The organism is Flavobacterium ginsengiterrae (genome assembly GCF_039539785.1).
Taxonomy (GTDB): Bacteria; Bacteroidota; Bacteroidia; order Flavobacteriales; family Flavobacteriaceae; genus Flavobacterium; species Flavobacterium ginsengiterrae.
This window is the reverse complement of the sequence record NZ_BAABDU010000011.1, coordinates 81,510-95,551: the sequence shown is the minus strand read 5'-3', so window position 1 is coordinate 95,551 and position 14,042 is coordinate 81,510. Positions and strand designations below refer to the sequence as shown.

At 35.6% G+C, this 14,042-nt stretch carries 7 protein-coding genes; 1 reads left to right on the top strand and 6 read right to left on the bottom strand.

Annotated elements, in window-relative coordinates:
- Window positions 1-153: 153 nt before the first annotated feature.
- From ABD859_RS22995 to ABD859_RS22970, 6 genes are all read right to left on the bottom strand, one after another.
- The gene (locus ABD859_RS22995) at window positions 154-2,808 is read right to left on the bottom strand and encodes a beta-1,3-glucanase family protein (protein WP_345147140.1); all 2,655 of its coding nucleotides are present in this window, start codon (window positions 2,806-2,808) and stop codon (window positions 154-156) included.
- A 173-nt stretch (window positions 2,809-2,981) separates the two neighbouring features.
- Window positions 2,982-6,935, bottom strand: a complete 3,954-nt coding sequence (locus ABD859_RS22990) for a family 16 glycosylhydrolase (protein WP_345147138.1) — start codon at window positions 6,933-6,935, stop codon at window positions 2,982-2,984.
- 217 nt (window positions 6,936-7,152) lie between these two features.
- The gene (locus tag ABD859_RS22985) at window positions 7,153-10,083 is read right to left on the bottom strand and encodes a triple tyrosine motif-containing protein (protein ID WP_345147136.1); all 2,931 of its coding nucleotides are present in this window, start codon (window positions 10,081-10,083) and stop codon (window positions 7,153-7,155) included.
- Between the two features lie 306 nt (window positions 10,084-10,389).
- Window positions 10,390-11,028, bottom strand: coding sequence for an HAD family hydrolase (locus ABD859_RS22980; protein WP_345147135.1), 639 nt, complete (start codon window positions 11,026-11,028; stop codon window positions 10,390-10,392).
- Between the two features lie 47 nt (window positions 11,029-11,075).
- The gene (locus ABD859_RS22975; RefSeq protein ID WP_345147134.1) at window positions 11,076-11,573 is read right to left on the bottom strand and encodes an NUDIX hydrolase; all 498 of its coding nucleotides are present in this window, start codon (window positions 11,571-11,573) and stop codon (window positions 11,076-11,078) included.
- 64 nt (window positions 11,574-11,637) lie between these two features.
- Window positions 11,638-12,558 (bottom strand): hypothetical protein, encoded by a 921-nt coding sequence (locus ABD859_RS22970; RefSeq protein ID WP_345147133.1) that lies wholly within the window; start codon window positions 12,556-12,558, stop codon window positions 11,638-11,640.
- Between the two features lie 176 nt (window positions 12,559-12,734).
- On the opposite strand from ABD859_RS22970, the gene ABD859_RS22965 reads away from it, so the two are divergent.
- A complete protein-coding gene (locus tag ABD859_RS22965) occupies window positions 12,735-13,898 on the top strand; it encodes a DUF4861 family protein (RefSeq protein ID WP_345147132.1) in 1,164 nt (387 codons plus the stop codon).
- Window positions 13,899-14,042 lie beyond the last annotated feature (144 nt).

Sequence of the window (14,042 nt, the reverse complement as noted above, 5' to 3'; positions counted from 1 at the left end):
AATAGATTAATAAATTCGTAAATAAGGGGGACGGTATTCTTGAATTTTAAATTTTAGAATGCAGATTTTAGATTTACTCCTTATGGTTATCGGAATAAATTTTAGATTGATTTACAAGTCATTGCAAACCAATCTAAAATCTACACGCTGCAATTATTTTTTAATAAAACGCTTTATCGTTTTTGTGCCATTGTTTTCAAAAACCACAAAATAAATTCCGGTTCTTAATCGCGAAACATCAATAGTGTTGTTGTTTATTTTTTGCTGAGAAACAACAGTTCCTGTCTGGTCTACAATACTTACTTTTTCGCTGCTAACCGCAGTTGTAACAAAAAGCGTATTTTCGGCAGGACTTGGATATACATTTAAAACAGAAGCTTCTGGTTCTTCAGCCGCTGTTTCAACAGAAGCCGTTTTAGCTGCTGCGCCTGCACCTACTTTTGTAATTTTAATCCAGTTGATGTTCATACCGGTAGTCTGAATATAAATTCCGAAATTGTATGTTCCTGCATTTACATTTACAGTCTGAGAAACCGTCTGCCAGTTCTGCCATCCGCCGGTATTTGGAACAGTTACATTTCCTAAAACAATAGCACCGGCATTCAAATCTGAAGAAAGTACGCCGCCTGAAGCACTTGCAACTCGGTACTCAATTAAATAAGAACCTGTTGTTGGAAAATTAATGCTGTTATACGCTAACCAATCACCAGTTTCTGTGTAACCTACATTTGAACCTCCGCCAGTATCTGTGGTCGCTTCAACCTGAATACCGCTCATTGCTGAGTAATCTTCTGCCTGAATTAAAACTGAAGTTTGAGAAGAAGTCGCTGGAACCAGCTTCCATTGTCCGCAAGTCTGATTGTTATTATCCCACTGTTGTACAATGGCTCCCGAAGCTGTACTTGCTCCAGCAACCTCAACAATTCTGCCGCTGTGACGAGCCACAATTTTGTAGAATCCACTTCCTGCATCTACCAAAATAAACTGCTGGTTTGTTGTAGCATTGTATGGATATTGTTCTACTCTTGCACCGTTTGCTTTGTTGAAATTATTGATATCCATAGACATACCGCTGTGGTTTGCAATAATTTTATACATTCCATCGCCTAAGTGTGTGAAAGTAAATTTCTGGTTATTTCCAGAAGTCAAACCACCTTGATTGATTCCTGCACCATTTGACATACTTGCATTCCAAACATCCATATACAAATTACTGTTTCTGTTTTGAAGGAAGAAAGTCTGGTTACCTAAAGTTGTAACACCGTTAGGAAGAATTCTGATAGAACTTACTTTGTCATTCCAGGTTGTATTCAAACAAGAATTATCAGAAGTAATTACAGTTGAAGTTCCTGTAAAATTATCATCCATATATAAAATTGCTTTGTAACCCTGCGCCACTTTTAGTGACGAAATATCATCATTTAGAACACCTAAAGAATTTAAACGTGCCAAATTATAATCACCAATTGTTAATCCGCCTGAAAATCCTGCGTAGTTACAGTCTTTATAAACTGTAATTACATCTGTAGTAGCCGGAACTGAAGGATTAAGTATTCCATAATATCCTCCGAAAGTAGCGATAACTTTTGTTGGCTGAGGCGAATGAAGCGATGGCGACTGATCTGCAACATCATCATAAGCAAATCCGTAAGCCAGATTATCAATATTAATTCCCGGTAAATGCCAGAATTTAGAATAATGGTTTGTTGGGTTTACCTGATAGTATTTAGATGAATCGTACCAGTTTTGCTGTCCCGGATTTGCAGTTGTTGTATTTACAACATGACGGTTTATAGCTGCGGTTAACTGAGCCTGAATTACAAGATCCAGATCTCCGTCAACTAATCTTCTGTCCAAAACTCCTTTCCCTTCTAATGCTTCCTGCGTTGTAGGACGATTTTGAACACGACCTGTTCTTCCAACAAAACCTCCGGATTGGCCAACCATTTCCAGTTGTTCACCAATAACTCTTCCTTTAAAAACACCTGCGTCTCCAGCATAAAAAATTAAATCTTCGTTTTTGTATTTATTCCAGATTGCATCGATATATGATTTTAAATAATTAGCATATTGTCCAGATCCCGGAGCATAAGCCGGAGTTTTAGATGGCGCTGTAATTTCTCCTGTTGCATCGTTTACGCAGCCTTGAAATTCTACAGGAACATTGGCTTTAAAAGCGGCTACGATATCAGCATGTTTTTTTAAATCTCCCACTTTCTTTTGGTAACCTCCGGCTCCAAAAAGCTCCAATCCCATTGGGTACTTATACGAATCTACACGAGTTGGGTTTCCAAAGAAACCATACTGATTGTTAGTTAACTCGATCATTTCATATAAAATTCCCTGATTTGGGTCGGTAGCATTCTGCGGATTTGGCGATGCATATCCAGAAGGTGCTCCGTTAGCTCCAAAAAAGTAGAAATACAATTGCGAACCTTTAGAAATAAAAACGCGGCATCCTGCGATTAAAGGTAAAGTGAAAGTTTTGTTTGGAATTTCACTCAGCTTGGTAAAACAAGCTGCGTATTTTGAGTTTTGCCCAGGTCCTGTATTACCGCCGTAAGTTGGTCCTGTAACCGTATTGTAAGAAGCATTCATTGGTAAAACCTGACTTGTTTTGGCATTTACCCAAACGTGGTTTCCGGTTGTATAATCGATCCCGACAATAGCCACATATAAATCGCTGTCGGCGAAAGTTGAATTATTGGCAATGGTAAAAGGAACTGGTCCCTGACCGTGCATTAAGCTTGAAAATACTAGAAAGAGTATTGTCAAAATGGATAATCTTTGAAGTTTATTTTTTTTCATATCTAAATAATTTTGGGGGTTACATAAATAGATTCTAAACCAATGTCATTTTTAAAAAAATGACTTTAATAATCCGTCAGGTGCAATTCGTGGTGCTATCCTTTTAAATTTTATTCCAGCTTTTTGAATTGGGGGTTACTTTAAAATGAATTACACCCAACGGATTTTAAAAATTATTGCTTAATAAGCTTTTTAGTCCAGCTTTTTTGATCTGATTTGAAATTCAAAATATAAATTCCTTTTGTCAGTCTGCTGATATCAATTACACTTTCGCTCGCATCTGCTTCAGGTGTATTCTGAAGAATTAATGTTCCTGAATTATCATAAATCGAAATGATTTTATTGTCTAATTTTTCAGGTAATGAAAGCTGAATATAATTAACAGCAGGATTTGGATATACTGCAAAAACTGTATTTTCTGCCTGAGTTTCTTCAACAGCGCTGTTTACTTTTTTAGCCGTTGAAGCTGATCCGTAAGCTTCGATTTCATATAATGAATAACCGTATGGAGCCAGCGCTTTTGCTGTACATAAAATACGCAGGTATCTTCCTGTGCCGCTTACTGTTAAATCATCTGTTCCGCCGTCAGAAGCTGTTTGTGTGTTTATGGTTTCATTTTCTGTGAAAACATTATCAGTCGAAAGCTGTACTTTATATTGCGTTGCATAAGCAGCTTCCCATTTCAGTACTACACGATTAAGATTGTAATTACTTCCCAAATCAACATAAATCCATTCTGTTGCATTGGCAAAAGAACTTGCCCATCTTGTTCCTGTTGCATCGCCATCTGTAGCTTTGCCGGCAGAAAGTGTTGGATTTTCTTCTGTAGAAGCAGTTGCCGTTTTAGAAAGAGCCAGATTTACATTTGGATTTGGTGTAATATTTCGAACAATAACATCGCTGAAAACTCCCGTTGCTAAAGTTCCATTATTGTGTGATGTTACAGCCATACCTACATAAATAGTACTGCCCATAGTTATGGTTCTTGCTGTACCAACCTGAGTCCATGTTGTACCGTTATCTGATGTGTAAGATGTAAAGGTATTTCCTGATCTTACAGTACGCAGCCATTTTGGGAAAGTTCCCGCGGCTCCTTGCTGAATCGTTGCTGCCGAAACTGCATCTCTTGACAAAAATTCTACTCCTGCTGCAGCTGTAATCGTAGTCATTGCATGCTTAGAAGTTGGTGTCAAGGTTTCACGGAACATTACTCCTGCTTTAGCATAAGTATTGGTATTCGTTAACGAACTTACTTTTGCAATAATTTCGGCATCGCCGGTAACAGGCTGATAAACATATTGAAACTGATCGCTGGTTTCCCAAATATCATTTCCGGCACCTTTTATGGTAAAAGTTCCGTTAGAATGTGCCGCTTCTCCCGCTGGCGTTACTGCTCCTAAATCTGTACTGATCCAAGGCGCAGGCAATCCTGCCGGAGTTTCTGTAGAAACTAAATTTAAAGCTCTGATATTGTCAAAATAATATGTGTTTCCAGAATTAGTTCCCGGTTCAAACAAGAAAACAAAACGGTTTACTTCATTATCAGAAGTTGAAGCATCCGGCGTGCTTACATACGTAAACGTAATCGTATGCCATGTATTCGTTTGTTTTACAACGCCCTGATAAATACTGTGTCTTCCAACAGGATAATTAGACGGAACCGAAGCACTGCTCTCTGCCTGCCAAGAAATTATAGATCCAACCGGAGCCGATGTATAAACATCCATAGCGAACTTTTTAGTTCCGGCTTTAAAATCACCAATATTGGTTAAACTCGTGTTGAATGAAAAGTTATCATACATTTCTGTTGACTTACGAACGTATTTTCCAACATTTGAAGATGTATTAATTCCAGATGCGCTGGGATTTGGCGTATTTGCCGTGTAAGTTCCAATAGCATCTCTAAAACTGATATTATGTGTGTTTTGATAATCTTCATAAACTACGCCCGGTGTAAATGTATCCGGAAGTTTAGTCGATCCAATTCTGATATTATCAAAATAGTATGTATCGTTTGTATAAGAACCTGAATTAAATAATAAAACCATTTGGTTTACAGCAAGATTCGAAGTTCCGGCATCTGGACTTGAATTGTAGTAAAAAGTCAGCGTTTCCCATTGATTTTGTTTCGTTGTAATCGCCACATAATTACTGTTTCTTCCTGTTGGATAATTTGCAGGAAGCGAAGTCGCGCTGTTTTCAAAATTCATGCTTACAACCGTTCCAACCGGAGCCGTTGTATACACATCGATCATAATTTTATTGGTCTGACTTTTAAATAAACCTGCATCTTCAATAGTCGCCTGCGTGTTAAAGAAAAGCACATCATACTGTTCTGTAACATTTCGAACATATTTCGCCACATTTGCAGACGAGTTAACAGAGTTTGATCCCGGATTTGCTACTACAGAATATGTTCCTGTTGTAGTTCCTTTTATAATTTTATTGATGCCGTCATAATTCTGCAAAACATCTGTGGCAACAATTGGTTTTTCTGTTTCTGCTCTTGTAAGCAGGTTATCAAAATAATAAGTTGCTCCTGAGTTTGAATTCGATTCAAAAAGGAAAACCACATTATTAATTGTTAAAGCACTTGTATTTGGGTCGATTATTTTTTCGAATTCAAATTCGATCGTTTCCCATTTATTCTGAACCGTTGTAACCGCTTTATAACCGCTGTGTCTTCCTGACGGATAATTCGTTGCCGTTGTAACATTACTGTTTTCTAACTGCATCGAAATTTTGGTTCCAACAGGTGCCGAAGTATACAAATCAAAAGAAATTCTTTTTCTTCCGTAAACGTAATCATTGGCATTACTGATTACTACGTTTTTAATATTGAATACATCATAAAGTTCAGATGAATTACGAACGTATCTTCCAACCAAAGCCGAAGTATTAATTCCCGTTGCTGACGGATTCGCCACAGCTTCTGTTAAAACTCCCGTTTTAAGTCCGTACACGACATTTCGGTTTGACTGAAAATCTTCATAAATTCTTTCTACCGGAATTGGCGCTTCTGTTTTAACAGCCAGTTTATACGTATTGGCTGCACAGCCCGAAACTGTCGTAGTTACCGAAACATCGCCACCAGTTGTTCCCCAGTTTACAGTAACTGCATTAGTTCCCTGTCCTGAAGTGATTGAAGCTCCCGCAGGAACTGTCCAATTATATGATGCTCCTGCAACAGCATTTATAGAATACGTTTTACCGCTTTCATTTTGATATACTTTTGTATCTCCTGCAACACCGTATTTATAACTTCCGTCGTAAACACGAACATAATCTACTTGTAGTTTTGCCGGGAAATCAGCCGGAATTGGCGGTACTCCTGCCCCGTTTACACTTGTGTAAGGTGTTCCTGCGCTACCAACAGCTAAATTTAGTATAATATAAAACTGACTGTCATTAAAAGGCCATCCGCCGTTTACAGTAGTATTAGGTGTTGCTGTATGAAACAAAACATCATCTACAAACCATTTAATAAAATTTGGTCCCCATTCTACCGCATAAACGTGAAAATCTGTTGATAAATCTGTTGGCGAACTATAGCTTCTTCCTGTAAAATGATATCCGTTTCCGTCATAATGTATTGTACCATCCACAGACTTTGGATTTCTGTGTTTAGCTTCCATAATATCAATCTCACCTGTGTATGGCCAGTTTCCGTTTACCGGAAGCATCCAGAAAGCCGGCCACGCGCCCTGTCCGTTCGACAGTTTCATACGGGCTTCTACTCTTCCGTATTTAAGCGAATATTTTCCTTCTGTAGTTAATTTTGAAGAAGCATACGGCTGATCCGGAAATTGTGACGTAGGCTGATATTTAGCCTCAATGTTCAAATAGCTGTTTGTTCCTTCTTTGACAATTGTAGCCTGATTAGGATCGTAACGCTGTGCCTCGGCATTTCCAAATCCGCAAAGCGAAGGACAGCCATTTCCAGAAATACTCTGCCATTTCGTTAAGTCTACTGTAGTTCCGTTAAACTCATCAGACCAAACCAATGTTCTGCATTGTGCCTGAATTTTTAAAAATGGCAGTAATAGAAATACGGCCACGGCTAATAGTTTAAAATAATAAAAATTGTCTTTCGGTGGTCGGCCGAAAAAAGAGTCATTTTGATTCATTTTTTTAGTTTTTTGTTAGTAAAGTCTATTCCAGTGTAAAAACCTGCTTTTGCAGAAACGAGGTCATTATTTTGGTAATAATCCGACAATATTAACAAATAAATCAGGCTAGACTTACATTTTTGGCTACGGTTTGACTACGGTGTTTATAAAAAATTGTAATAAACAGCCCTCAAAAACCGTAAAACTACCTAAGATTTTACTTTGTAATAAAAAACTAAAAATTAAGAATGAATTCTGTTATGTTGGTATCAGAAGGAAGCTGCAATTTTTTACGAATTCGGTATCTTGTATCTTCTACACCTCTTACAGAAATTCCTAAAAGCGGTGCAATTTCTTTTGTATTGAAATTCATTCGCAAATAAGCACACAATCGCATATCGCGTGGCGTTAATTCCGGATAAGTTTGTTTCAGCCTCTGCATAAAGTTATCATGAAGCTGATTAAAAATCTCCTCAAACTCATTCCATTGCTTATCTCCCTGTAATTCGTGATCAATTAATTTGTTGATTTTGGTTAACAGACTAAAGTTTACATTCGGTTCGTTTTTCTTATCAATCTGGCTGATAAGATCTTTTATCGAAAGCAAAATTTCATTTAAATGAATAAGATTCACCGTACTTGAAGCCACTTTTGCATTTTTTAAATTAATAGTTGCTTCAAGATTTTCCCGCATAATAGCCATATTTTCCTGTTCCAGAGTCAGCTTCTGTTCGTTAAGTTCTGCACGGCTTCTAAGGAGTTCTTTTTCCTGATTCTGAATTAACTGCTGACGCTGCCTTCCTGCTAGTGTTTTTTGGTACTTAATAATTAAATAAATCACCACGCTGTAGAGTAAAAAATACAAAATGTAAGCCCATATTGTTCTGTACCAAGGCGGTAAAACTTCAAAACGAAAAACAGCTTCTTCACTAACTACATCATAAATATTTTTTGCTCTTACATGAAAAACATATTCATTTTCTGGCAAATTGGTATATTCTTTTTCGGTCTGAAGGCTGCAGTCTGACCATTTTGGCTCAAAACCTTCAAGCCAGTATTCATATTTAGTGGCTTCGGCTTCATCATAAAAAAGCGAAGCAAAAGAAAAATGCAGTGCATTATTTTCATACGGCAGTACGACAGAAAATTTATCTTTAGCCGATCCGTTTTTGTTTGGAAGCACATCATATCGGCTTGAAAACAGCAGACTGTCTTTTGGAATAATGCATTTTACTTCAGAAATTACAGCTTTAAATTTGGTTTTGTATTTCTTGTTTTTAACTGAATTGTAATGAATTAAACCATCCTGAGTACCAAAAAAAACATCACCGCTGTTTGTTGTCTGAATATTTTCAAAACCTGGAATATATAAATAGCGAAGCTTTCTAAAAGGCAGTTCTTCAACACTAAAACTATCTTTTGCTTTACGGGTCATTTTACCAGTATTTTCTCCAGAAATGTACCAAATGTTATCCTGATTGTCCGGTTTTAAAAGACGAATATGATTTTCGAGCCCCAGATATTTTTTAAAAACAGGATCAGGAACCATTTTCTTTGAAGCAGGATTCTGTTTGTAAATCCCTTTTGTTGTTCCAAAAAGAATTTGATTATCAATCTTAAATGTATTGAGAAACAAACTCGAAGGAAATCCATTTTTCTGATTATAAAACTGAACTTCAGAAACAGCATCAAACGTTTTGTTCAGCTTAATTTTAAAAATGCCTTTATAACCGTGAGCTATCCAAATGGCATTATTTGCATCAGTTTCTATTACGCGGCTGCTTTCTTCAAAACCTTTTAATTTATGCTGATATACCCATGAACCATTTATATTTTTTAAAAGATACAATCCTGTATAACCGCCAACAAGGAGTAAATCCGAACGATTAGGAACTAAAATTCCCTGCCAGGCGCCATCTGTTTTTGCCAGTAGTTTTGCCGAATTTCCAGAAATTTCAAATATTCCGTTCTTTTCAAAAGCTAAAAGTGAATTTCCAAAAATCCCAATATTCCACACATTTTCAGACATTCCTGAAATATGCTGAAAGTGAATATTGTCGCGTTTTCCATTTTTGTACGCCTGCCAGTCCAGCCAGAACAAACCATTATCGGTCGCGATGTATAATTTATTTTGATAAATCTGACTGCAGTATATTTTTGTTTCAGAATTTGAAACGTCGAGAATTCTGGATAAAGGCGAAGAAATCTGAATAAGCGAAATTCCTTCTTTCAGCATTACCCATAAATTGCCTTCTCTGTCGACTTTAAAACTCGTGACGTAATCATTTTGCAGTCCGGTTTGTTTATTAATATGCTGAATCAAATGTCCGGCACTATCTATAACTATCAACCCGGACTGACGTGTTCCAATTCCAAAATATCCATCAGAAAATTGGATTCCAGCCGAAATTTGATTTTGTTTTACTATATAATCAACTTCTGTTACAAAAGGTTTTATTTGATTTTGAGCATACAAGAAAAGTCCATCTTTTTGAGTAAATAATAAAAGTCCTTTTTCTGTTTTAAAAATCTTTCTGATTTTCATTCCGGCAAACTTTTCTCCATTTGAAAATGAAACTAATGCATCGTTTTTTAACTGCAACAAACCTTTTTCATTATCAGAAACATAAATTTCATTTCCTGCTTCGAAAAAATCGTCGAAATTAGATTTTGTCTTTAAAACCTTGATTTTATTATTCTTGAAGATAAAAATTCCTTCATGAGAGAAAAAAATAACTTCATTATTTCTAATAACCGTATGCTGTACATCGCCAAAATTTCGTGCCGAATCCGGCAGTAATTTCACTAAAGAAGTATACTGATACTGACCGTTTGACAACTGAATTACATACCCAAAATCGCCCTGCGCGCCTACATACATTTTGTCGTTTTTGTCTATAGCAAGCGAACGAACCATACTGCGGTTTTCAGGCTGTGTTACAATACTCCAGCGAACGCCGTCAAACTGCATAATACCAAAATGATTAGCAAAAAACATCATGCCTTTAGAGTCCTGAATAACATCCCAGTTTTCAGAAGCGGCCTTATACATTTTTGGGCTGTAACTGGTAATAAACGGAACTCCAATTTTTTTTATCTGGGAAGTAACAACCGGAGAAAAAAGTAATAATGATAGAACTAAAAGTCTAATTATAAATTTCGTCATTTTGTTTCTGTCTGTAGGTTATACTGCAATTTTGGGAAATCACAGCTTTAAAAAATAATCCTTTGGGAAGATTATTTTTTAGGCAAAAAACATTCTCATACATCAACTACTCATTACTAATTTAATAACAATAAGCAATTAAAAAAACGAATGTATAAAATCAAATATATGAAATATAATTTTAATGCAACAAATTACATTTTAAATTAAGAATTAGTCAAAATGACAATTAGGTTATGAAATTCCAATTTTAAAAAACAAATTCCGAAATCAGGCGTGTCAGGCGAAGCGAAGTTGAAGTCCATTTTACAGTTTAAGCAGCTTACTTAATTCATCATAAGAACTAAAAAGCACTGCTCCTTCTTCTTCTAAATCTTCATTATTAAAACCGTTTACAAGACCATAAACTTTAAATCCGCCGCTAATTCCAGCTTTTACTCCAGCCTTGCTGTCTTCAACCACAATACAGTCTTGAACATCAAAACCCATTTCTTTGGCAGCATGAAGAAATATTCCTGGTTCGGGTTTCCAGCTGCCAATTTGGTACGAACTAAATATTTTACCTTCAAATTTATCCAGCAAACCTGACACCTCCAGATTCAAACGAATTTTCTCAACGGGTCCGCTCGAAGCCACACAATACGGAATTTTTAATTTATTGATAAAATCTTCAACGCCTTCCATAGGTTTTACATGTGTTTTAAAAGCTTCAAAACTTTTCTCACGATATTCATTTTCAAAACTTTCTGGTAATTTTTGATCAATGGCTTCCTCAATATGACGAAAGCAATCTTTTAAACTACGGCCGTTAAAATAGCGATAAGCATCTTCTAATACCATTTCAAAACCATGTTTCTGAGCCATTGCCAATAATATTCCGTTTCCGATTTTTTCTGTGTCGACTAAAACCCCGTCACAATCGAAAATTATACATTTTATATCCATAATTCTATTTTACATTTTTTCCTCATCTGATCTATGAAGTCAGAAAATCAAAATGTAAAATACAAAAATATCTTGTAAAACTGGGTATTTTTAAAGTGAAGAAGAGATTTTAGAACAATAAAATCGGCTTGTGCAGGATTTATTTTCTTTATGGCTTCCGCCGATTGAAACCATTCGGCACGATCAATTTCAGGAAAACTTTGAAGTTTTCCAGATTTAGGAGGCCATTCCATTTCAAAATTATTACTCTTAATTAAAGTTTGGTCAAGATCAAACTCTACGGCCCATGCATGTACCGTTTTACCTGACTTGAGTTTGACATATTCCAGCTTAATAAAATCGCCATCGACCTCAAAACCGGTTTCTTCTTTAAATTCGCGTATAGCGGCTTCCAGCGGATCTTCTTCCTCTGTAAATTCTCCTTTTGGGATCGACCAGCTTTCTAAATCTTTGTTTTTCCAAAACGGTCCGCCCGGATGAACTAAAAGAAAGAAAATTGTTTTATCGACAAATTTATAAGCTAAAATTCCGGCGCTCTGTTTCATAAAGTTGTTATTATTTTTCAAAATACATTCTATAAATATCGCAATACTTTTTGAAATATTCTTTTTAATTATGATTTACCATCTGACGATACAGCATCAATATTCCATTTTCATCTCTTTTCCACAGATTTACACTTTTTCCCGAAACCGATGCTTTTCCTTTTTTATTATCCCAGGAAACATCAACAAAATAATAACCGTATTCAATACTATAATTTTTCAACGGAATTATTCTGCTTGCTTTAATAGACAAAGAATCGATAGAAACACCATTTGGTTTTTCGTGTTCAACAAAATAGGGTTTTATATTATCCATACCTATCAGCATTGGAGTATCATAAGTTAAATAAATGGCATCTTTTGTAAAAAATTCAGCAGCATGTTTTTCTCCCTCTCGATTTTTTACAAGTTCGGCAATTCGCTCGTTTCGTTTGTATATTTCCTCTTCTATAGATTGATTTATTTTAGATTTTGGGATCTTAATACTATTGGTTTTAATGACTAAAAATTGAGAACCATCAATTGCTTTATCTGCTCCCCAAATCTCCGATACTAAAACCAGTTTTTTGTTTTTAAGGGCTTTCCAAACATTCATATATTTTCCTTCATAAGCCAATGAAACATCACTTTTCCCGACAGCATTTACATTAAAAGTTCCGATTTCTACAACATAATTTTCAATAAGTTGTACTTCATAAATACTGCGTTTGTAATCGTTAATTTTAAAATTCGAAAGCCATTGCTCATAATAGGATTTTATATCTTGTTTGGTGTACAATGCATTGTGATATTCTGGCATGCATACTGGTTCTTTTTCATCATAATACTTCATAATGATATTAGAATCGTTATGCAAAAATGATTCAGAAATCTGATTGTTAATTACTGTCAGTTTTTCTTTAACTTCATTTATATTTTCAACTTGACTTTGCAAATCGAGAAAAGCCAAAAACAAAACCAAAATCGTTACATATCTCTTTTTCATACCCTTACAATGATTTTATGAATTATTAAAAGTAGGAAAAGAATTAATACGACTTAAAAAAATATTTTATATAAAATTCATTATCAGCATTTTGTACACAATTATACCTTTTATGTATTTCTGTACTGTATCAGATTTGTATTTTTATGAAATAAAAAAAAGCCGTAATTTAAAAAATGAAAAAACACCTTTTATCCATCGTAATTCTGGCTGGAAGCTTTACAGTTCAGTCTCAAAATAAAGTTATAACTGTCAGCAATAATTTAAAAGTTGACCGCGAATTTGAAACAATCGAATTAACTAAAAAATCTTTGGGTTTACCAGAATCATCAAAACTAGAAGATTATGCCATTAAAGAAAATAATACATTTCTTGAAATTCAAACCGTAGATAATGACGGCGACGGAACAGCCGATGTTTTGTTATTTCAGCCAAAAATAAAAGCGTCATCAAAACAGGATTTTGAAGTTTTAGTCGGAACAAATCCTTCGGCTTCAAAAGTTGCGAATTGTTATTCGCGCTTTGTACCAGAACGTACAGACGATTATGCGTGGGAAAACAACAAAGTCGCTTTTAGAACTTACGGTCCGGTTGCTCAAAAAATGGTTGAAGATAAAATTCCAGGCGGAACATTAACAAGCGGAATCGATGCGTGGCTAAAAAGAGTCGATTATCCAATTATTAATAAATGGTACGAAAAAGCCACAAACGGAACCGGAACGTACCATAAAGATACTGGCGAAGGTCTGGATAATTTTCATGTAGGCGACAGTCGCGGCGTGGGCGGAATTGCCATAAAAGTAGACGGAAAATATTATTTCTCGAAAAATTTCATCAGCTGGAAAACCATTACGACTGGTCCAATCAGAACGAGTTTTATTCTTACATATGCGGATTGGGATGCAAAAGGAAATAAAATAACGGAATCGAAATTAATCAGTTTGGATTACGGAAGTCAGCTTTCCCGCTTTGAAATCAATATTACAGGAACAAAAGAAATCGCCGCCGGATTAACACTTCACGAGAAAAAAGGAACAATTGGCACCAATCTAAAAGAAGGCTGGTTAAGCTATTGGGAACCTATCGACGATTCTGAAATTGGAATTGGACTTGTGGCGCCAAAAGGTTCTTTAACTAGTTTTGATAATCATGTTACAGAAGAAAAAGATCTTAGCAATCTTTACGGAAATATTGCTGTTAAAAACAATAAAGCTATTTATTATGTTGGTTTTGGATGGAAAAAAGGAAGTCCGTTTCAGACTAAACAAGAATGGGAAAAGTATTTAAGTGACTTTGCTCAAAAAGTTAATAACCCTTTGGTTGTAAAAGTTAAGAAATAGTTTTTTTTAAATCTCGCAAAGTCGCAGAGACGCAAAGTTCTTATTTTTAAGTTTTTTGTAGATCTTAATTCTCACTTTTTGTCATTCCGAGGAACGAGGTAGCTCCGCAAGTAGCTCCGCAATCAAAATCTCCAATCTTTGTAG

Coding starts and splice junctions, on each gene's coding strand:
- ABD859_RS22995 (WP_345147140.1), bottom strand. CDS start 2,808: ATGAAAAAAAATAAACTTCAAAGATTATCCATTTTGACAATACTCTTT.
- ABD859_RS22990 (WP_345147138.1), bottom strand. CDS start 6,935: ATGAATCAAAATGACTCTTTTTTCGGCCGACCACCGAAAGACAATTTT.
- ABD859_RS22985 (WP_345147136.1), bottom strand. CDS start 10,083: ATGACGAAATTTATAATTAGACTTTTAGTTCTATCATTATTACTTTTT.
- ABD859_RS22980 (WP_345147135.1), bottom strand. CDS start 11,028: ATGGATATAAAATGTATAATTTTCGATTGTGACGGGGTTTTAGTCGAC.
- ABD859_RS22975 (WP_345147134.1), bottom strand. CDS start 11,573: ATGAAACAGAGCGCCGGAATTTTAGCTTATAAATTTGTCGATAAAACA.
- ABD859_RS22970 (WP_345147133.1), bottom strand. CDS start 12,558: ATGAAAAAGAGATATGTAACGATTTTGGTTTTGTTTTTGGCTTTTCTC.
- ABD859_RS22965 (WP_345147132.1), top strand. CDS start 12,735: ATGAAAAAACACCTTTTATCCATCGTAATTCTGGCTGGAAGCTTTACA.